The organism is Aquisphaera insulae (assembly GCF_011064615.1).
Classification (GTDB): Bacteria; Planctomycetota; Planctomycetia; order Isosphaerales; family Isosphaeraceae; genus Aquisphaera; species Aquisphaera insulae.
On sequence record NZ_JAALJH010000081.1, the window covers coordinates 1 to 20943 of the forward strand.

Here is a 20943-nt window from a genome sequence, read left to right on the forward strand (position 1 = left end):
CCGCCTGCGAATTGACAAAGAACGACCCGTCCATCTGCGGGACGTCGCGACCGCGACTCCCCCTCGGCCCCTGATTCCTGCGTCCTGATTTTCCACGTCTCGCTCGCCCCGACAGGGGGAGATGACGCTCATCCCCTCCCGGATGGCTGTGGCGGCGAGAAGCCTCCCTTAGTCTTCCCGATTTGACAGGCACGAGTCGCCTGGAGCATCATCCCACTGGCACGGACGCTCAACGAGGATCTGCCAGGGGAGGCTGTAGGTGGAAGCTCGCGGCGTCACGCCTGCGGCGGGCCGCTCATGTCACGGCGACGGATCGCTGCCGTTCTGATGGGGTGATCGATGAAGGACGACGCGAACGACGTGGCGAAGACGCTGATCGAGGGCGCACTGACCGCCTTCCGCTCCAGCAAGAGCCTCGCCGACAAGGCGGTGGCCCAGCTCACCGACGAAAAGCTGCACATCGCCCTCGACGAGAACACGAACAGCATCGCCGTGATCATGAAGCACGTCGCCGGGAACCTGCTCTCGCGCTGGACCGATTTCCTGACCTCGGACGGGGAGAAGCCCTGGCGGGACCGGGACGACGAGTTCATCGACTCGCTGAAGACCCGAGACGAATTGATGGCCTGCTGGGAGTCCGGCTGGCAACGGCTGTTCGATTCCCTGTCCGCCCTGACCTCCGATGACCTGGGCAAGTCGGTGGCGATCCGGGGCGAGCCGCATTCCGTACCCCTGGCGATCCAGCGCTCGCTGGCCCATTGCAGTTATCACACCGGCCAGATCGTCCAGATCGCCCGCATCCTGGCCGGGGACACCTGGACCACGCTCACCATCCCTCGGGGGGCCTCAGCGGGGTTCAACCAGCGGGTCTGGGGCCAGGGACACTACCAGACGCCGGGGCCCGACGCGCGATGACGGTACAGGCCACGAAATCCTCAACGCCATGGCGGCCTGAGATGGTTCATCTCAGCTCCCGCGATTCGGCTCCGCTCCCCGGAGCGTCCGGCATTTTGATGCGGAAGAGCCCGCCCCGGATGACGGCCCGGTAGACGATCTGGACGACCGCCCCGACGAGGTGCGTCGCGGCCACGATGACGACTTGCCAACCTTCATATCCCGATCGCCGCACTCGCCTCTACGAGTGCGGCCTTGCTCATTCGCTTCGGAATCCTTTCTGCCCGGCTCATTGCCGCCGGCGGGATCGTCGGGTTGCTCGCATCCACCTTGCCGGCGGGTTGACACCGGCCATTCTTACCCATGCTCACTTCTTGCTTTCAGGGCCCTTTTCGTTCTCGATTGGGGTCTCGCTCGCGTTCCCCCAATCCGACCAGCCGAGGTAGTAATTCCTCGTCTTGAAGCCCAGCCGTTCGAGGACGAACGCATCGACGGAGGCCCGACCACCGCCCTGGCAGTGAGCGATGACGGGCTCTCCCGGCTTCACTCCGGCCTGCGCGAGCTTCCGGGCAAGGGCCGCATCGTCGAGAAACCGGCCATCTTTGTCGACGAGGTTGACCCATTCGATGCTGCATGAGGCGGGAATGTGACCGACTCGTCTGGCTCGCCTGTCCTGCCCCGCGTATTCGGCGTCGCTCCGAGCATCAACGATGGCATCGGACTTCGAGCCGACCGCCGCGAGCACCTCGTCCCGGGTTGCGTGCCGGTCGCCACGGAAGACGACCTTGAACGCTCTCGGCTCGACGGCCGGAACGTCGGTCGTCACGGGTCGCTTCTCCGAAGCCCAGAGGGAGAAATTCCCGTTGATGAGTCCCACTCGCTCGACGCCCAGGTAACTCAGCAGCCACCAGAGCCGAGCGGCGTCCAGTTGCCGTCGAGCGTCGTAAACAAGCACATCCGACTTCGGGCCGATTCCCAGGGGAGCGATCCACCGCTCCCACAGAGCTCGGTCCGTCAGGGCCCCGGGTTTTGCCGCCATGGCCTCGACCGCGTTCGCATCAACCCAGACCGCCCCCGGGAGGTGGCCCCTCTCGTAATCCGCCCTCGGCCGAGTATCGAGGATGCGAAGGTCTTCCTCTCCGAGACGCTTCTGAAGCTCGTCGAGAGTCACGAGCCGTGCGAGATTCGCCCCCGACGCGGGGGTCGCGGATGCGAGCACGGGAAGAAGGACCAGGGGAACCGCCAGCCGGAAACTGAACACGATACTGATCCTCCGTAACGAGAATCACGAAACGCCTCATCCGTGGCCCGAGGCTGGCCTTGGTCGAGTGCCCAGGTCTCTCTGCAACGTTCTCATCAGAACATATGCAATCTCGAGTCCGGTTGAGCCTCTATCCCGCCAGAGGTGGAAACGGGCACCTTGCCCGGATGTTAGCTGAAGCCTCTAATATTGGCTACCGATATCGGAGCGACAAGGCGTGAGCGAATTGCTGACCAGGATGTTCTTCGGGGGGTTCGTGCGGTTGCACATCCTCTACCACGCGACGAAGGAGGACATCTTCGGCGTGGAGATGATGGAGGAGCTCGCCCGTCACGGATACGAGGTCGGTCCCGGCACGCTCTATCCGATGCTTCAGAAGCTCGAAGAGGCCGGTTACCTCACCTCGCACGCCGAGGTCGTGGGGGGTAAGACTCGGAAGTATTACCGGGCAACTCGCGAAGGGGCCGCCGCGCTCGAGGCGACCAGGGCCAAGCTTCGCGAGCTCGTCAAGGAGGTCCTGGAAGACAGGCCTCCAAGACCGTCCATCGAATCAAACCGGCGAAAAGGGTCCTCCTGAGGGGCGTTGCCCCAGAGAGCCAACATGAGGCGACACGCCGCAGTCTTCGCGAGTTCCCTTCTCCTCGCCGCAGCGGCATCGGGCTGTGGTGGACCCGTTCCGGCCGCAACCACCGATGACGCGAAGCGCTCGGAGGACCTGGCAGCGGAAGTGAAGGCTCTCAAGGAGCTCGTGCCCGACCAGGCCCACATCATGGCCGACGTCGGCTATCACTTCACGAACCTCTGGTTCGCCGGCGGGGCCGAGAACTGGCCGCTCGCCGACTTCTACCTCAACGAATCGAAGTCTCATCTCCGGTGGGCGGTCCGGGCGAAACCCATCCGCAAGGATTCGGCGGGCCGGGACGTCAATCTTCCGGGCATCCTCGAGGCGTTCGAGAATAGCCAGCTCACGCAGCTCAAGGGGGCCGTGGACAGGAAGGACCGAACGGCATTCGAGGCGGTCTATCGCGAGAGCCTCACGGTCTGCTATGCCTGCCACAAGGCATCCGACAAGCCGTATCTCCGCCCCCAGATCCCGACGCAGCCCGTGGCGGGCATCATCAACTTCGACCCCAAAGCGAATTGGCCGCTCTGATTCGAGCCGCGACGTCGGTCCGTCCCGAAGGGAACCCGTGTCATGAACCCGATCGTCTTCGCCATGAGGCGGCCGCTCACGGTCATGGTGGCCGTGGTCGCCGTGGCCATGGGCAGCGCCCTTGCCCTCACGCGGATGTCCATCGACATCTTCCCGAACCTCAATCTGCCGGTCATCTACGTCGCCCAGCCTTACGGCGGCATGGACCCCGCCCAGATGGAAGGGCTGCTCACGAACTATTACGAATATCACTTCCTCTACATCTCCGGGATTCACCACGTCGAGTCGAAGAACATCCAGGGCATGGCCCTGATGAAGCTCTTCTTCCACCCCGGCACGAACATGCCCCAGGCGATGGCAGAGACCATCGGCTATGTCACGAGGTCGCGGGCCTTCATGCCGCCGGGGACCGTCTCGCCGTTCATCACCCGCTTCGACGCCGGGAGCGTGCCGGTCGGCTACCTCGTGCTCTCGAGCGAGACGAAGAGCATCGGCGAGATCCAGGACCAGGCCCTCTTCAAGGTCCGCCCGATGTTCGCGGGCCTTCCCGGCGTCTCCGCCCCGCCGCCGTTCGGCGGCAGCGCCCGGACGGTCGTCGTCCGGATCGACCCCGACCGGCTCCGCTCCTACCGGATGTCACCCGACGAGGTGATGAAGGCCCTGGTCTCCGGGAACTCGATCAGCCCCTCCGGCAACGTCCGCATCGGCGACGAGATGCCCATCGTCCCCGTCAACTCGCTCGTCAAGCAGGTGGACGACCTGAAGGCCATCCCGATCCGGCCGGGCGTGACCCCGACCGTCTATCTTCGAGACGTCGCCACGGTCCAGGACTCGACCGATACCACGACCGGCTACGCCCTGGTGAACGGACGTCGTGCCGTCTACATCCTGGTGACGAAGCGGGCCGACGCGTCGACTCTCACGGTCGTGAATAACGTGAAAGCGGCCCTCCCATCGATGCAGGCGGTCCTCCCGGACGATATCAAGGTCAGCTTCGAGTTCGACCAGTCGCCGACGGTCACGAACGCGATGACGAGCCTGGCCACGGAGGGTGCCCTGGGAGCCCTCTTCACCGGGCTCATGGTCCTCGTCTTCCTCCGCGACTGGCGGAGCGTCATCGTCGTCGTCCTGAACATCCCCTTCGCACTCTGCGGCGCCGTGGTCGCCCTCTGGCTCACCGGCCAGACCGTGAACCTCATGACCCTTGGCGGGCTCGCGCTCTCCATCGGCATTCTCGTCGACGAGGCAACGGTCGAGATCGAGAACATCCACGCGAAGATGGAGCACACGGCGAACATCCCGCGTGCGGTCCGACAGGGGAACCTCGACACGGCCGTGCCCCGGCTCCTGGCCATGCTTTCAATCCTTGCCGTCTTCATCCCGTCGTTCTTCATGCAGGGAGTGGCGCAATCCCTCTTCGTGCCGATGTCGCTCGCCGTCGGCTTCGCGATGGTCTCCTCCTACTTGCTCTCCAGCACGTTCGTCCCCGTGCTCTCCGTGTGGCTTCTCAGGCACCGTCACGAACCCGGGGAGCAGGCCGCGAGGCGGTCTCTCTTCGACCGATCCCGCGACGCCTACGGTCGCGGATTGGGATGGGTGGTACAGATCCGCTGGCTCGTGGTCCCGGCCTATCTCGTCCTCACAGGGCTCGTGACCTACGGCGTTGGAAGCCAGCTCGGCCTGGAGATCTTCCCGAGGGTTGATGCGGGACGATTCCAGCTTCGCATCAAGGCCCCGGCGGGGACTCGAATCGAGAAGACGGAACGGATCGCCAAGTCGGCCCTCGAGGCCGTGAAGCAGGAAGTCGGCGAGAAGGCCGTCGAGATTTCCGTCGGCTATGTCGGGGTCATCCCGTCGAGCTACCCGATCAACGCGATCTACCAGTGGACCGCGGGACCCGAGGAGGTCCTGCTGCGAGTCGCCCTCCGCGAGGATGCGGGCACCGATGTCGAGGCCCTGAAGCGAAGGCTCCGGGAGAAGCTCAACCGCGAGATGCCGACGGTCAGCTTCTCCTTCGAGCCCGCGGACATCGTGAGCGACGTCATGAGCTTCGGCTCGCCGACGCCCGTCGAGGTGGCCGTCAGCGGCTCGAACTACGCCGACGACCGGGCCTTCGCGGCGAAGGTCAAGGATGAGCTCGCGAAGGTCCCCTCGCTCCGAGACCTCCAGTACTCGCAGTCCCTCGACTACCCGACCGTGAACGTCGACATCGACCGCGAACGGGCGGGCATCAGCGGCGTCACCTCGGATGACGTCGCCCGCTCGCTCGTGACCGCGACCTCGTCGAGCCGGTTCGTGGTGCCCAACTACTGGCCCGACCCGAAGACCGGCATCGGCTATCAGGTGCAGGTTGAAATCCCCGTCGCCGTGATGGACTCGGTGAAGCAGGTCGAGACCGTCCCCGTGCCGCGTCCCGGCGGACCGACGCTCCTGCTGAGGGACGTGGCCAAGGTGCGACGGGGGACGATGCCCGGCGAATACGACCGATACAACATGAAGCGGTCCATCAGCCTCACCGCGAACGTCGTCGGCGAGGACCTGGGGAGGGTCGCGACCCGGGTTACCCAAGCCCTGGAACGAGCAGGGACCCCGCCCAAGGGCGTGAACGTCGATATTCGCGGGCAGATCGTGCCCATGAGGGAGATGCTCACCGGGCTCTCGGTCGGCCTCGTGATGTCCATCCTCGTGATCCTCCTCCTGCTCACGGCGAACTTCCAATCGGTTCGGCTGGCCCTCGTCACGGTCTCGACCGCCCCCGCGGTCGTTTGTGGCGTGGTCGTCGCCTTGTGGCTCACCGGGACCACGATCAATATCCAGTCGTTCATGGGGGCGATCATGGCCAACGGCGTCGCGGTCGCAAACGCCATCTTGCTCGTCACCTTCGCCGAAAGGCACCGCCGGGACCACTCGGCCAGGGCGACCGACGCCGCGGTCCTCGGCGCGAAGGGGCGGCTTCGCCCCATCCTGATGACGAGCTGCGCCATGACGGCCGGGATGATCCCGATGGCCCTCGGTTGGTCCGAAGGGGGGGAGCAGACAGCCCCACTGGGCCGAGCCGTCATCGGAGGGCTTGTCGCCGCGACACTCGCGACCCTTCTCGTGCTCCCTTCCCTCTTCGCCCTGGTCCAGGGGCGGGCCGGCCGGGACTCGGCCTCGATCGACCCCGACGACCCGGAAAGCCGCTACTACGACCATCCCGGCGGGGCGGCTCGCCCGGCCCCGGCAAACGGCGATCCCCACCAGGCGGCAGCCGTCGAGACTCGCGTATAAGAAAACGTATGACTGAAAAAAGGACGTCGAGCATGTTGATGAGAGTCCGATTTGCTGAGGCAAGCCTGGCCGTCCTCGGCGTGCTCGCGCTGCTCAACGCGGGTTGCCGCAAGCATGCCGGCGAGGTGGCCTCGAAGGGGGGGACGGCGGAGTCCTCGCCGGTGACCCGAGTCGCGACCGCAACGCCCGAGCGAGCGACCGTCCGGCGCACGACGGAAGAGCCCGGGCAGATCGAGGCGGCCGAAACGACCCCCATCTACGCCAAGCTCGGGGGCTACGTCGAGAGCGTTGCCGCGGATATCGGCGACAAGGTGAAGAAGGGCCAGGTGCTGGCCGTCCTCCGGGTGCCGGAGACGGAGGCCGACCTCAAGCAGAAGCGCGCGATGATCGAGCAGGCCGAGTCCGAGAAGAGGCAGGACGAGGCGAGCGTTGACGTTGCGCAGGCCGGAGTCGCGAGCGCCGAGGCGAAGGTCGCCGAGATTCAGGCGGGCATCCGGAGGGCCGACGCCGATTTCGCTCGCTGGCGGGCGGAATTCGCCCGCATCGAGCAGTTGTTTCGCGAGCGCGCCCAGACGGGGAGTCTCCTCGACGAGACGGAGAACAAGCTGAAAGCCGCCGAGGCGACACGCGAGGAGGTCCGGGCGCAGGTCAAATCGGCCGAGGCCGCGCTCGCCGAGGCGAAGGCTCATCTGGTCAAGGCCCGCTCGGACGTCCAGACCGCGACGTCCCACATCGACGTCGCTCGTTTCGAGGCCGAGCACGCCGAGGCGATGGCCGGATACATGAAAATACGCGCCCCTTTCGACGGGGTCATCACCAGGCGGGCCGTCGATACGGGTCACCTCACGACACCTGGAGCGAGCGGAGAGCTTCTCTTCATCATCGTCCGTTCCGACATCGTCACGATCACCGTCGGGGTCCCCGAGAACGACGCCCCGTACGTGAACCCGGGCGACCGTGCCCTGGTCCGGCTGCAAGCGATGGAGGGAAAGACCTTCCAGGGGGAGGTCACCCGGACCGCGTGGGCCCTCGATGCGACGACGAGGACGCTCCAGACGGAAATCGATCTGCCGAATGCCGATGACGTCTTGCGACCGGGACTCTACGCCTACGTGACCATCGTCTCCGAGGAGCACAAGGACGCGCTCACGGTGCCCGCGACGGCCATCGTCGCGGAGGGCGGGCGGAATTTCTGCGTGATCGTCGAAGGCGGCCACGCGACGCGGCGAGAGGTGAAACTCGGGCTCAGCGACGGCAAGCGGACCGAGATCGTCTCCGGCATCCGCGAAGGCGAGCTGGTTGTCGAAGCGAACGCGGGTTCGCTCGCGGATGGTCAATCGGTTGGACGCATCGAGCCCCCCGGTCAAGCTACCAGGCCGAAGAGCTGACGCAGTCGGAACAATCGGAGCACCCCTGGCATTCCCGGTGAACCCCTCTCAAGCCTTCCAACCGCCAAAAACGAACATAAGGACACCGGAACGCTGTCACTGGCCACGGAGGGCCGCATGACCCCCAGCACGCGGAGATCGGTCGGGCTCATCGCGGCCTCCGTCATGCTCCTCGTCCCGAGTGCCGCGGAGGCCCAGGAGGGGCAGCAACGCGCACTCCCGGCCACGGAGGCACCGGCGAACGCTCGCCTGCAGACGGGCGCACTCCCTCAGGCCCTTCCCGACCATGAACCGCTCCCTGCCCTGACGACGGACGCTCAACCGGCGGCGAAGGCCATGGAAGCGCCTCTCGTGCCGGGGCAAGCCATTCAGCCGATTGACCTTTCCAGTGCCCTTCGGCTCGCAGGCGCTCGCGACCTGGACATTGCCACGGCCCGGCAGCAGGTCTTGCACGCCCTTGGTGAACTGGACGAAGCACGGGGGCTCTGGCTGCCCAGCCTTTTCACCGGCCCCACCTACTACCGACTTGATGGGCAGGTCCAGGCGATCGACGGACGGATTCAAACCGTCCATCGCGATTCGCTGTCGCTCGGCAGCACGGCCACCCTGGCCAACAGCTTCCCTGCCCCGCCTCCGGGGAGCGGATACCCTCCCCTGAACAGCCTCAGCGGCGTGCTGAGACTCTCCGACGCGCTCTATGGGACTCGGGCCGTGCGGCGTGTCATCGCCGCGAATGAGGCTGGCGTCGAGGTCGCGACCAACAACTCGTTGCTGGCCGTCGCGGAGACGTATTTCGACCTCCAGCTCGCCGCGGGAAGCCTGGCCATCGCCCGCGAGGCGGCGGGCCATGCCGAGGTGTTGGAGGGCCTCACGGGCACGTTCGCCCGGTCCGGGGCGGGACTGGAAGCCGACCACCGCCGGGCTCGGACCGAGCTACGATTGCGCTCGGGAGCGATTCGCTCCGCCGCCGGCCGGTTCGAGGTCGCATCCGCTCATCTCGTCCGCCTGCTCCTGCTCGACCCCCACGTCGTGGTCGCGCCGGTGGAGCCGGCGGAGCTGGTCATCCGGCTCATCGCGGACGACATCCCGCTCGACGACTTGATCTGCCAGGGCTGGCGGAGCCGGCCGGAGCTGGCCCGGGCCAAGGAGCTCGTCGAGGCGTCCGTGCTCAGGCTCAAGCAGGCGAAGCTTCGCCCGTTCGTCCCGAGCCTCGCCGTTTCCTACTCCGGGGCGGGATTCGGGGGCGGTCAGAACTCGACGATGGCCAACATGGGTGGCCGAGGGGACCTCGCCGCCAGCCTGTTCTGGGAACTGCGCGGGCTCGGCCTTTCGGACAGGGGCTTCCGCCGAACCGCGGAGGCCCAGCGGCAGACCGCCGACATCGACTTCGTCCGGGTTCGAGCCCAGGTCGCCAATGACGTAGTCGCGTCCTACAAGGAACGCGTCGCGGCATCGGGGTGGATGGAGGAGGCGAAACAATCGGTCACCGAGGCGAACGAGTCGTTGAGCCTGAACGAGACGAGCATCCGCCGTGGAGGCGGACTGCCCGGAGCGACCCGCCCGATCGAGGTACTCCAGCCCATTCAGGCTCTCGCCCAGGCACGGGCTGATTACCTCAACGCCGTCCTCTCCTACAACCGGGCCCAGTTCCGCCTGTATCGCGCCCTCGGCCGCCCGCCGATGTCGGCCGGGGTTTCACCGCCCCCGGCCCCCGATGCCGCTCCCGCCCAGAACCCGGGTCAATGAGCTCCTGGCCAGGTGATGCGCTGTGCTCGTCCCTGGGACGTTCGGCCAGCACTCCCAACGGACGATCGTCCCCACCGCGAGTCGCAACGATCGAACATCGTGACTCTCTCGACGGGCACGTCGACCGGGCACGTACCACGTCACCGGGATCGTCGGCTTTGAGCAACATCCGGGACATCTGACCGCGGCGAGAGCCGACGAGAATCGCAGGACGGAAGTTGGAGACGGTTGGCCTCCAAGACTCCGTGAGAGGAATCGGCCGACGCCAGGATCGCGAGAACGGTGCGCTCGGGCAAAGTGGTCCAGGCGTCGCAGGCCCGGGATTGATGACAGCCGACCGGGCGTCTGAGGAGGTCGAGGGTACGATACCCGCCTCCCAGGCTCTTCGGTAGCAAGGCCGGACCGAGTCGAGTTCGGCCGCCGTGCTGGACAGCGGCTGTATGATCGGGGACAGTCGTAGCGGTTGTCTTTCCTTCACGGGTCGGCATACGTGCTCTGGCGGGTGGTTCGGGCGATACGGAGGCCGCTCGTGAGCAAGTCTAGGAAATCCGGGGAAATCAAGGGCATCGAACTCACGTTCGAGGGCCTCGTTCGCTCCATCCGTGGTGTCGATGATGACCTCGCCGCCCAGGCCAGCCGTGCTGTTAACCTTGGCCTCACCCTCCGTAACTGGCTCATCGGCTGCTACATCGCCGAGTACGAGCTTCGTGGCAGCGATCGGGCCGCCTACGGTGAGCGTCTGCTCGACACTCTCGCGGCCGAGCTCGGCCGCCTGGCGGTCAGCAACTGCAACCGACGCCAGCTCTACCGCTACTTGAGGTTCTATCGAACGTACCCGGAGATTGTGCGTGCGCTGTCCCCACAATTCCGCGCCCTCCTTCCCACCGGAGCCGGCGACCAGCAGAAAGTGGGGACGCCGCCCCCACGATCAGCGGCGACCGCGGAGACCCTGCTGAGTCGGCTGTCCTACAGCCACCTCGAGCTGGTCGTCGATCTGGACGACGCCGCCAAGCGCGAGTTCTACGTCGCGGAATGCCTCCGCGGTGGCTGGTCGGTGCGCGAGCTGAAGCGGCAGATCGCCTCCCTCTACTTCGAGCGATCGGACCTCTCCCGTGATAAGGCGAAGCTGAAGGAGCTCGTTGACAGCGGCACCGAACAGGCCAGCCAGCGCCTGGAGGTCCGCGACCCGTACGTCTTCGAATTCCTGGGGCTGAAGCCGAAGGAGGTGATGAGCGAGTCGCACCTCGAGGACCAGCTCCTCGACCGGCTGCAGGACTTCCTCCTGGAGCTCGGCCACGGATTCTGCTTCGAGGCGAGGCAGAAGCGGATCCTGATCGGCGATCACCACGGCTTCATCGACCTCGTGTTCTACCACCGAATCCTCAAGTGCCACGTCCTCATCGAGCTGAAGCTCGAGGGGTTCAGCCACGAGAACATCGGCCAGCTCAACACCTACGTCAGCTGGTACGCCCGCAACGTGATGACGGAAGGGGACAACCCTCCCGTCGGCATCCTCCTGTGCACGCAGAAGGACCACGCCCTGGTCGAGTACGCTCTGGCTGGGATGGACAACCGGCTCTTCGTCTCAAAGTACCAACTGCATCTCCCGGACAGGGACCAACTCCGGCTGGAGCTAGAGCGGTCGCTCAAGGTTGAGGACTGAATCCCCAAACCCTGCGCAGGCAGAAGAACCGGCCTGGGACTGGAAGCCGATCCGTGAACGGTTAAGGGGTCTGTGGACGGTTAAGGGATCTGTTTGGATGGTTAAGGGGTCTGGTGGACGGTTAGGGGGTCTGGATCCTTTCTTGCAGACGAGTGACATCCCGGCATGCTCCTCAAGAGCCTGGCGACTTCCTCGTCGGCAGGTGTTCGCGGACGGCGTCGGCAAGCTGCTGGGCGGTCGGGAGGCGGCCCTTCAGTTCGGCGGGCAATGTGGGCTGCAACTGATAGGCAGCGACGCCGATCGGGTTGGACTTGGATTTGAGGGCGAATTCCACGTCGATGTCGTCCTTCTCCGCGCACAGGATGATGCCGATCGAGGGGGCGTCACCGGGGGCCTTCTCCTTCTCGTTCAGGAGGTTGAGGTAGAAGTCCATCTGGCCGGCGTGCTCGGGCTCGAACGGGCCAATTTTCAATTCGAAGGCGACCAGGGCTTTCAAGAACCTGTGATAGAAGAGCAGATCGATGAAGTACTCCTTGCGGCCGGTGCTCAGCCGGTACTGCCGGCCGATGAAGCAGAAGCCATAACCAAGCTCCAGGATGAACGCCTGAAGGCCGTCGATCAGTCGGTCTTCCAGTTCACGCTCGCGGATCGCCCGGCCGATGCCGAGGAATCCGAAATCGTAGCGACTCTTGATCATCTCATCGGCCTGCTCGGCGAAGTGCTCGGGAAGCGCGGTCGCGAAGTTGTGAGTCTTCTTCTCCTTGACGGCGCGCTCGTACGCCTGGGCCTTGATCTGGTTGAGCAGCACGTTGCGGGTCCAGCCGAGCTGAGCCGTGGCGCGGAGGTAGTAAATTTTCGCGGCCGGGTCGGTAACCCTGGCCAGCGCGTTGGCATGATGTCCCCAGGGAACGCGGGCCAGCAATTCTCTCACAGCCTGTGAGAGTTTTTCGTCGTCGACCTCAATCCCCAATTCTCTCACAGCCTGTGAGAGAAATTCGGGAGACGAGTGCGCGAGATAGAACTGACGCATACGCCACAGGTTCTGCACGGAGAAGCCGACGACTCCGGGAAACGCACGGACCAAATCACGGGACAGTCGTTCCACGACGGCGTCGCCCCAGCCGGCCATGGCCTGCTTCTCGGCGATTGCCTGGCCGATATCCCAGTAGAGCAGCACGGTTTCGGATCCGGCGAGACGAATGATCCGAACGCGTGCCAGCTCGATCCGCTCCCTGAGCGACGCGAAAAACGCCGGATAGTCCGCAGGAGCCCGAGTCGGCGTCGTCATGAGTCCTTCTCTCAATCATCGAGAGGTCGGTTTCAGGTTCCTCAAATTCTACCCTCCCAGCATCCCCGGCGTCCTCGTCCCGAGCCACCACAGGAGACCTGCGACCACCAGGGCGTGGTCGATCTGGCCTTCGACGATCAGGCGGGGGATGTCGCGGGCCGGGACGAGGTCGACGAGGAGCTCCTCGTTCTCGTCGGGGTCGGGGGCGACGGCGGGGCGGGCGTTGCGGATGACGACGGTGGAGATCCGCGAGGTGACCAGGGAGGGGTTGGACCAGACCGTGCTGAGCAGCTCGGGCGGGTCGCCGACATAGCCGGTCTCCTCGGCGAGCTCGCGGGCACCGGCGGCGCACGGGTCCTCGCCGGGGTCGACGAGGCCGCCGGGGATCTCGAGGCTGTCACGGCCGGAGCCGGCGCGGAACTGGCGGACGAGGAGGACCTGGTCGTCGGGCGTGATCGCGACCACATGGACGGCGTCGGCCAGGTGGATGATGTAGAAATCATGCTCCTTGCCGGAATGACGGGAACGGAACCGCTCCTTCCTCAGGCGAAAGAGCCAGTTCTCCTCGAGGGTGCGGTCGCTCGAGCCGTCGCCGGGGCGGAACCAGGATGATTGGCCGGACCCGGCGGGGAATGACGATGAATCGGCTGACACCGCGATGAACCTCCCCTTCCCTTCTCTCAGGACGCGAGCAGGACGTCGTTCACGAGCATGGCCACGCCGTCCTCGTGATGATCTCCGGTGATGAGCGCGGCGACCTCGCGGACGGACGGGGGGGCGTGGCCCATGGCGACGCCGAGGCCGGCGTGGCGGATCATCGGGACGTCGTTGACGTCGTCGCCGACGGCGCAGATCTCGGCTCGATCGATACCCCAGAGGCCGGCCAGGTGGAGGACCGCGGTCCACTTGTTGGCGTCACGGCGGAGGATCTCGCACATGGTCCCGACGTACCGCGGGCTCCGCTGGACGAACGTCTGGACCCGAGCGTCTACCCGCGAGTGGACCGCCTGTTCGAAGAGGTTCATCTCCGGGCGAGTCCCCACCGCGCAGAGATGAAAGACCGGATCCGGATCGAGGGTCCCCTCGGTCCAGCCGGGGTTGATCTCGGCGTGGGCGTGGTTGCGCGCGACGTACTCGTCGAAGTGCGGCAGCCCGGTGGGATAGCGCGGGATCACGAAATCGGCCTGGTCGGGAGGACGATCGGTGAAGGCGACCGGGTCGAGCTCGTGCTCGCGGAAGAGGTCGAAAAGGTCGCGGACGAGGGGGCCGTCGAGATCGGCTCGCCAGAGGGTCGCATGGTCCCTCGGGTCCTTCACGACCGCCCCGGAGTTGCAGACGATGGGGGTGTCCACCCCGAGCAGGTCGGCGATCTCGCGGGCCCGGCGATACCGGCGGCCGGTGCAGAGGACGGGGCGGATCCCCGCGGCCTGGGCGCGGGCGATCGCGGCGGCGGTCGTCGGGCGGAGGGTGCCGTCGGCGGCGAGGAGGGTGCCGTCCACATCGAGGGCCAGGAGCCGAAACCTACCGCCGGAAAACCCTGTCATGAGTGGCCCGCCGGCGCGAACTGACCGAGGCTGCGCGCGCGGCGTGCCTGGGTGCTGTGAGGGAAGAGGGAGACCTGGTCGAGCCTCCCCTCCGAGTTGATCGGCAGCGGGCCGTACTCCGTGAGCCGCTTCAGGTGGGGGTGGGCCTTGACCTCGTCCTCGAAGGCCCGCGACACCCAGATCGTCTCGAGCTCGAGCGTGTTCGGGATGACGACGAGCCGGGCCGCCTGGGGGTCGAGCTTCCAGCAGGTCTCGACGGCGGATTCGATCACGGCCCGGTCGGTCGGCAGGGCGATCGGGACCCTCGCCCGTTCCAGGAAGCACGAGGTCAGGACGTTGATGCGGAACGGGGTCGGGTCGGTCTTCGCGACAAGGCGTTCGGTGGTCAGGTCGGCGAAGCCGACGCCGACGATGTTCCCGTGGCTCTCGTCGGAGACGTCCAGGACGCAAAGCCGCGTGACGGCGGGGCGTTCGAAGTCCGACTGGGTCTCCACCATCAGGCGGCCGATGACGTTCGGATCCATGCCGGCGCCCGAGTAGTTCTTGCCGAGCTCGCCGACGATCAGGACGTCGATCTGGTCGAATGGGAGCCGGCCCATCAGCTCCCGGGCGCGATCGAGGAGCTTCGGCTCGGTCTCGAGGAGCGCCTCGGGCTCGACGGGGACCACCTCCGCGGTCCGGTCGCGGGCGTTCTCGAGGATGGCCAGGCCGAGCGCGAATCGGGTGTTCTGGACGAGGAACCGGCCGACGGCGGGGAGGACCTCCTTCATGCCGCGGAGGCCCAGGCGGTGCACCTGGGTGGCCCCCTCGCGCTTGCCCAGGCCGATGACCATCATCTTGAGGACGCCGGACTCGTACGTCGCGTGGAAGTCGGTATGCGGCTTGACGCGGTTGAGGAGGACGATCCCGTCGGCCTGGTGGGCGTTGCGGTCGAAATGGATCGGCAGTCCGACCGGGTTGGTGCCGAGGATCACCGAGTCCATGTCGGTCTTCACGGGCACCCCCATGGCCGGCTCGGTCACGCCGTACCCGGCCAGCAGCTCGCGCTGGCCGTCGGCCGTGGCGCCCCCGTGCGAGCCCATGGCCGCGACGATGAACGGCCGGAAGCCCAGCTCCTTCAGGGTGTCCACCGCAGCCCTGGCCATCCCGGCGATGCCGGCGATGCCCCGGCTCCCCACGCCCACGGCCACGGAGCCTCCGGCGGGGATCCGCTCGCGGATCCGACTCTCGAGGATGCACGTTCGGACGGCCTCGGCCGGGTCCGCCAGCTCGGGTTGGGGGACCGATTGCCGCACGCAGGCCACGTCGGGGAGATCCATGATGGTCTGATTCTCTCATGCAGTGGGAGGCGGGTGCGGCGAGATCGCCCACGGCATCGCCCCTAGACACTCTAAGCCGAGGCCGATCTCGGGGTCAATTCGGCCGACCCTTGCGGCCAGGTGAGACCCACGAGCCGGCGCGATCATGCCTCCATCCTGCCTCAGGAATTGGCCCTGACAGGCTTGAGGAATCTGGTACGATCCAGGGTGGAAAGGAACTCCGAGATCGGCTCCCCGCCGACGGCTTCAACATGGAGGTTGAGCTCATGAACCGGCCCTATGCGCTCGGTGATCTGGTGCGTTTCAAGCTGACGACCGGGCAGTTCACCGAGGGGGTGATCGTCCACAAGATCGTCGAGAAGAGGCAGCCGACGATCTTCCTGGTGGAGGCGGCGGATCGCCGCCGGGCTTTCCGATTCGAGGCCGAGCTGGCCCTGATCGCCGAGGTGGAGACGAGGGGGATCGACGGCGTTTCCGAGGGCTTCGAGGCGGCCATGGCGGCGCCGGTCTTCGCCAGCCATGGGGCGGATGACTGAGTCGCCGGGGCGTTTGACCTCGCATCGCCTCTCCGCGCGTCGGTAAGATGGTGCGATGAGCGAAGGTCACCGAGGCGAGATCACCCTCACCGGACTGCAAGCGATCATCCGCGAGACCTATGGCGCGAAGGACGCGGCACGCGGCGACGCGGCCACGTTCCTCTGGCTCACCGAGGAATTCGGGGAGCTGGCCACGGCGCTCCGGTCCGGCACGAAGGAGGAGCTCGCGGCCGAGATGGCGGACGTGCTCGCCTGGCTGGCGACGCTCGCCAACATCCGGGGGGTCGATCTGGACGCCGCCGTGGCGGCGAAGTACGGCCGGGGATGCAGCTACTGCTCCGCGATCCCGTGCGTCTGCGACCCGGCCGAGAAGCCCTGATCCTCCGCCTTCCCCGCCGGGCAAGGCCGGAGCCCGATCGATCCTTCGACCCCGCTCGGTCGTATTCGGGATGACGAAGCGACCCAGCCGCCAGAGCCGAGTTCCGCCACCATGAGCTTGCTACCCTCGACGAGCCCCCGCCGCAATCGAATCCCCTGCGCCGTCGCGGCCCTGATCGCGACGGCCATCCTATTCCCGAGCCCGGCCGGAGCGGCCCCCGCGGTCGAGATCCAGAACGTGCGCGTGGGCCTGGGGGGCGAGGACACGCACAACCGGAACTCCTTCAAGGTGGGTTGCTGGACTCCCGTCCGGATCCAGCTCCACGCCGGGGCGGAGCGGTTTACCGGCCAGATCGAGCTGCTCGTCCCGGATGACGACGGGATCCTGACGTCCTACCGGATCCCGGCGGAGCTTGCCCCCGGCGCGACGAATACGTTCACGACCTACGCCCGGCCGGGCGGGCGCGAGGCCGAGTTCACCCTGAGGCTCCTCGACGCCCAGGGCAATCGGGTCCTCGAGGCCAGGGAGGAGCAGTTCCTCCGGACGCCGCCGCAGGCGCTCCAGCCCGCCGAGATGCTCCTCTTCACGCTCGGCCAGCCGATGGGGGTGGAGCAGATCCAGCACCTGCCGGGGTTCGGCCCGAACGCGCCGGGGGTTGCCGGAGGGACGTCGAGCCTGGCCATCCAGCGGATCGAGTCGCCGGAGACCTCGCTCCCCGGCCGCTGGTACGGCTACGACGCCGCCCGGGCGATCGTCCTGGATACGAATGATCGCGAGGCGATGAAGGCCCTGGAGGGGCTCCGCGGGGAGTCGCTGGTCGACTGGGTCCGCCACGGCGGGCACCTGGTCGTGGCCGTCGGGAGCAACTGGCAGGCGGTCCGGGACAGCGTGCTGGGCCCGATCCTCCCCGCGACTCCGAACGGCCAGCAGTCGCTCAAGTCCCTGGAGGCCCTGGAAGTCTTCGCGTCCTCGACCCGGCCGTTGATGCCCGTCGGCACGCCCCCGGTGCTCGTGACGAAGCTCGAGGGGGCGGATTCGAAGCGGGGCAAGATCCTGGCCTTCCTGGGCAATCTCCACCTGGTCGTGCGGGGCGCGTACGGCTTCGGCAGGGTGACGTTGATCGGCATGGACGTGGATCAGAAGCTGCTCTCGGAGTGGCCCGATCGGGGGCTGTTCTGGGCTCGTGCCCTCGACCTTCGCAACGAGCAGGTCGGGGGCGAGACGGCCGCCGGCATGATGGGGGGAGGGAGGATTTCTCACTCCGGGGTGACCGACCTTTCCAGCCAACTCCGGATCGGCCTGGAGCAGTTTCCCGGGGTGAAGCTCGTCCCGTTCGGCTGGGTGGCGTTCTTCATCTTCCTCTACATCCTCCTGATCGGGCCCGGGGATTACCTGTTCCTCAAGAAGGTCGTCCGGCGGATGGAGCTGACCTGGATCACGTTCCCCTTGATCGTCCTGGCCGTCAGCCTGGCGGCTTACCTGGCGGCCTACAAGCTGAAGGGGAATGACCTGCTGGTCAACAAGGTGGACGTGGTGGACGTCGACCAGGAGGCGGGGCTGCTCCGGGGCCGCTCCGTGGCGACCCTGTTCAGTCCGCAGAATCGCGACTACGGGGTGGGCTTCGTCCCGATCGCGCCCGACCGCGAGGGGGAGATCGCCGTGGATGCCGGGCCGAGCCCGGCCGACGGGCCGCCGCGGCCGCGGTCGGGGACCGAGCTGGTGACGAGCTGGTTCAGCGTCCCGGAGGCCCAGTTCGGCGCCATGGGGGGCGGCAACCGGCGCTTCAATCTGGTCGGAGGCTCGTACTCGTACGAGCCGGCCGGCATGCTCGAACGCCTCGAGAACGTCCGGATCCCGATCTGGAGCACGCGGTCGTTCACCGCACGGTGGTTCGCCCGGACCGGCCCCCTGGTCGAATCGAGCCTGCGGCCGATCGGGACCGACCGCCTGGCCGGCACGATCACGAATCGACTCGGCTATCCCCTCGTCGACGCGCTGCTCGCCTTCGGCAAGCAGGTGTACCTCCTCGACGAGATCGCCCCCGGCGCCACGGTGAAGGTGGAGTTGATGGGCGACCGGAACCTGGCGGGCGAGCTTCGGAGCCGGGCGGGGAGCTTCATGCCGGAGCGACACGGCAACGACCGGCCCTCGATCAACCGAGGCAACCTGATGCTCTCCGCGATGTTCCACGAGAGCGAGTCGGGGCACGCCAATGGCGTCCACCTGGGGAATGCCCTGCTCAACGAGCTGGACCTCACGGGCCAGCTCGCGCTGGATCGGCCGATGCTGGTGGCGCGGATCAAGCGGCCGGGTGCCCAGGTCGCGCTCGAGAACGTGCCGAACCGGCCCAGGATCGATCAGACCACCTTGCTGCGAATCATCCTGCCGCTGTCCGTGAAGAAGGCCGCGCCGGCCGCCGCGGGCCTCGCGGCCGGCGATGGCGGCTCGATCGCGAACCGAGACTGAGGCGGGCCGGCCGGGCGAGCCCCGCGGCCGCCTCGCCATGATCCAGACACTATCTCCGCACGACCGACACCGAGGCGTCCCGCGATGCTCGTGACCAACGACCTGACGAAGATGTACGGCGACCTCTACGCCCTCAACCGCCTCAACCTGACCCTGAACCAGGGGGACGTCTACGGCTTCATCGGCCCCAACGGGGCCGGGAAGACCACGACGATGCGAATCCTCGCCACCCTGCTCAACCCGAGCTGGGGAGAGGCCACGGTCTGCGGCTACTCGATCTACACCGGGTCGAAGGAGATCCGCCGCGTCATCGGGTACATGCCGGACTTCTTCGGCGTCTACGACGACATGAAGGTCATCGAGTACCTCGAGTTCTTCGCCTCCGCCTATCGGATCAAGGGGGCCGCGCGGCGGAAGATCTGCGAGGAGGTCCTGGAGCTGGTGGACCTGACCTACAAGCGGGACGCGCTGGTGACCAGCCTTTCCCGCGGCATGACGCAGCGCCTCGGGCTGGCCCGGACGCTCCTCCACGACCCGCAGGTCCTGCTCCTGGACGAGCCCGCCTCCGGCCTGGACCCGCGGGCGCGGATCGAGATGCGGGCGCTCCTGAAGGAGCTCAGGGCCATGGGGAAGACGATCCTGGTCTCGAGCCACATCCTGCCCGAGCTGGCGGACATCTGCAACAAGATCGGGATCATCGAGCAGGGGAAGCTGCTGGTCAACGGCGAGGTCACGGAGGTCATGAAGCAGGTCCGCAGCGACATCGTCCTGAACGTCGCCGTGAGCGACCGCCAGGTCGACGCCGCGAACCTGCTCGAGGCCCAGCCGGAGGTCGAGACCGTCGAGGACAAGAACGGGGTCCTGATCGTCAAGCTCCACGAAGGGGTCCACCAGTACGGCTTCCTTGCCAACCGTCTGGTCAACCAGGGATTCGAGCTGACCCTCTTCAAGGAGGATGAGATCAACCTCGAGACGGCGTTCATGCACCTGACCAAGGGGATCACGAGCTGACCGCCGTGTCGCACCAATCGCCGACCGGGAACGACCTCGCATCGCGCGGCGCGGAGACGAAGCGCGCGCTCTATCACGAGGCGGTGAACGCGACCTGGCTGGGGTTCACCGTGAACGTCGCGCTCGGCGTGGCCAAGCTCGTGGGCGGCCTGATCGCGCACTCGTTCGCCCTGATCTCGGATGCCGTGAACTCGCTGGGCGACGTGTTCACGTCCCTGGTGGTCCTGCTGGCCTTCCGCGTGGCCCAGAAGCCCGCGGACGCGGAACACCCCTACGGCCATACGCGTGCCGAGGCGATCGCCGGGTCCAACGTCGCGGTCCTCGTCCTCGTCTCGGCGCTGCTCGTGGGCTGGGAAGCCCTGACCAGCGAACACGACAGCCCGCTCCCGCCCCTGTGGACCCTGTTCATCGCCGGGACCAACGTGGCGGTCAAAGAGCTCCTCTACCAGTACAAGATCCGGGTCGGCCGGCGCACCGGCTCCAGCGCGGTCATCGCCAACGCCTGGGACCACCGGGCGGACGCGCTCAGCGCCCTGGCGGTCTTCCTTAGCCTGGCGGCGATCCGGCTGGGCGGGGCCGGCTTCCTGATCGTGGACAAGCTGGCCGCGCTGTTCGTCGTGTTCGTGATCGTCAACACGGCGGCCAAGCTCCTCTGGTCGAGCGCCCAGGAGCTGATGGACGCCCAGGCCGATCCGGGGTTCGTCGAGGAGATCCGCGATAGCGCCGCCGAGGTCGACGGGGTCCGCCGCGTGGACAAGCTCTGGGTCCGCAAGTCGGGCCTGGAATTCCTCGTCGACATCCACATCCAGGTGGACGCGACGAGGACCGTGGACGACGGCCATCGCATCAGCCACGTCGTCAAGGACCGGCTCCTCGCGCGATTCGGCAACGTCCGCGACGTCCTGGTCCACCTGGAGCCCTATCCGCACGCCCACGAAGCCTAGCCGCCGGAGCCGTCGGAGGCGTGACCGAAGAGGGGCGCGGCCGGTCGACGGGCGTCCTTGCCGCGGCTGGGGCGGTTCCCA

Annotated in this window: 17 protein-coding genes and 1 pseudogene; 12 read left to right on the forward strand and 6 right to left on the reverse strand. The window is 66.8% G+C overall.

Features of this window, described 5'->3' with window-relative positions; genetic code table 11:
* Positions 1–339: 339 nt before the first annotated feature.
* Entirely contained in the window at positions 340–915 is a 576-nt protein-coding gene (locus G6O54_RS29190) for a DinB family protein (protein ID WP_165231598.1), read from the forward strand.
* 346 nt (positions 916–1261) lie between these two features.
* Here the strand turns inward: G6O54_RS29190 and G6O54_RS38145 are convergent, their stop codons facing one another.
* Positions 1262–1720 carry a sulfurtransferase gene (locus tag G6O54_RS38145; RefSeq protein ID WP_250847152.1) on the reverse strand — a complete coding sequence of 153 codons (459 nt, stop codon included), beginning with the start codon at positions 1718–1720 and terminating at the stop codon, positions 1262–1264.
* 24 nt (positions 1721–1744) lie between these two features.
* Positions 1745–2155 (reverse strand): annotated as a pseudogene (locus G6O54_RS38150) (rhodanese-like domain-containing protein); the annotation flags it as partial.
* 217 nt (positions 2156–2372) lie between these two features.
* On the opposite strand from G6O54_RS38150, the gene G6O54_RS29200 reads away from it, so the two are divergent.
* From G6O54_RS29200 to G6O54_RS29225, 6 genes are all read left to right on the forward strand, one after another.
* Positions 2373–2732: a PadR family transcriptional regulator gene (locus G6O54_RS29200; protein ID WP_205679074.1), complete on the forward strand. Its 360-nt coding sequence runs from the start codon at positions 2373–2375 to the stop codon at positions 2730–2732.
* 150 nt (positions 2733–2882) lie between these two features.
* The gene (locus G6O54_RS29205; RefSeq protein ID WP_165231600.1) at positions 2883–3308 is read left to right on the forward strand and encodes a hypothetical protein; all 426 of its coding nucleotides are present in this window, start codon (positions 2883–2885) and stop codon (positions 3306–3308) included.
* Positions 3309–3350: 42 nt separating this feature from the next.
* Positions 3351–6578 (forward strand): efflux RND transporter permease subunit, encoded by a 3228-nt coding sequence (locus G6O54_RS29210; protein ID WP_165231602.1) that lies wholly within the window; start codon positions 3351–3353, stop codon positions 6576–6578.
* A 38-nt stretch (positions 6579–6616) separates the two neighbouring features.
* Entirely contained in the window at positions 6617–7966 is a 1350-nt protein-coding gene (locus G6O54_RS29215; RefSeq protein ID WP_165231604.1) for an efflux RND transporter periplasmic adaptor subunit, read from the forward strand.
* A gap of 117 nt (positions 7967–8083) precedes the next feature.
* Entirely contained in the window at positions 8084–9712 is a 1629-nt protein-coding gene (locus G6O54_RS29220; RefSeq protein ID WP_165231607.1) for a TolC family protein, read from the forward strand.
* A gap of 529 nt (positions 9713–10241) precedes the next feature.
* Positions 10242–11375, forward strand: a complete 1134-nt coding sequence (locus G6O54_RS29225) for a PDDEXK nuclease domain-containing protein (RefSeq protein WP_205679075.1) — start codon at positions 10242–10244, stop codon at positions 11373–11375.
* Between the two features lie 172 nt (positions 11376–11547).
* On the opposite strand, the gene G6O54_RS29230 is transcribed toward G6O54_RS29225, so the two are convergent.
* Genes G6O54_RS29230 through G6O54_RS29245 form a run of 4 tightly spaced genes read right to left on the reverse strand, consistent with a single transcriptional unit; the run spans position 11548 to position 15526 of the window.
* Positions 11548–12663 (reverse strand): PDDEXK nuclease domain-containing protein, encoded by a 1116-nt coding sequence (locus tag G6O54_RS29230; RefSeq protein WP_165231609.1) that lies wholly within the window; start codon positions 12661–12663, stop codon positions 11548–11550.
* A 48-nt stretch (positions 12664–12711) separates the two neighbouring features.
* Positions 12712–13317, reverse strand: coding sequence for an NUDIX hydrolase (locus G6O54_RS29235; protein ID WP_250847150.1), 606 nt, complete (start codon positions 13315–13317; stop codon positions 12712–12714).
* A 26-nt stretch (positions 13318–13343) separates the two neighbouring features.
* Complete coding sequence (locus tag G6O54_RS29240; RefSeq protein ID WP_165231612.1) at positions 13344–14207, reverse strand: HAD family hydrolase; 864 nt, start codon at positions 14205–14207, stop codon at positions 13344–13346.
* On the reverse strand, positions 14204–15526 hold the full coding sequence (locus G6O54_RS29245; protein WP_165231614.1) for a nickel pincer cofactor-dependent isomerase, group 22: 1323 nt from the start codon (positions 15524–15526) through the stop codon (positions 14204–14206). Before G6O54_RS29245 ends, G6O54_RS29240 begins: the two co-directional genes overlap by 4 nt.
* Positions 15527–15792: 266 nt before the next feature.
* On the opposite strand from G6O54_RS29245, the gene G6O54_RS29250 reads away from it, so the two are divergent.
* The 5 genes from G6O54_RS29250 to G6O54_RS29270 all read left to right on the forward strand — a co-directional run bounded on the left by G6O54_RS29250 (position 15793) and on the right by G6O54_RS29270 (position 20862).
* Positions 15793–16062, forward strand: coding sequence for a hypothetical protein (locus G6O54_RS29250; RefSeq protein ID WP_165231616.1), 270 nt, complete (start codon positions 15793–15795; stop codon positions 16060–16062).
* 55 nt (positions 16063–16117) lie between these two features.
* A complete protein-coding gene (locus G6O54_RS29255) occupies positions 16118–16441 on the forward strand; it encodes a MazG nucleotide pyrophosphohydrolase domain-containing protein (RefSeq protein WP_165231618.1) in 324 nt (107 codons plus the stop codon).
* A 111-nt stretch (positions 16442–16552) separates the two neighbouring features.
* The gene (locus tag G6O54_RS29260) at positions 16553–18907 is read left to right on the forward strand and encodes a DUF8725 domain-containing protein (protein WP_205679076.1); all 2355 of its coding nucleotides are present in this window, start codon (positions 16553–16555) and stop codon (positions 18905–18907) included.
* 84 nt (positions 18908–18991) lie between these two features.
* Positions 18992–19918, forward strand: a complete 927-nt coding sequence (locus tag G6O54_RS29265) for an ABC transporter ATP-binding protein (RefSeq protein ID WP_165231620.1) — start codon at positions 18992–18994, stop codon at positions 19916–19918.
* A 5-nt stretch (positions 19919–19923) separates the two neighbouring features.
* Entirely contained in the window at positions 19924–20862 is a 939-nt protein-coding gene (locus G6O54_RS29270; RefSeq protein WP_205679077.1) for a cation diffusion facilitator family transporter, read from the forward strand.
* Positions 20863–20943 lie beyond the last annotated feature (81 nt).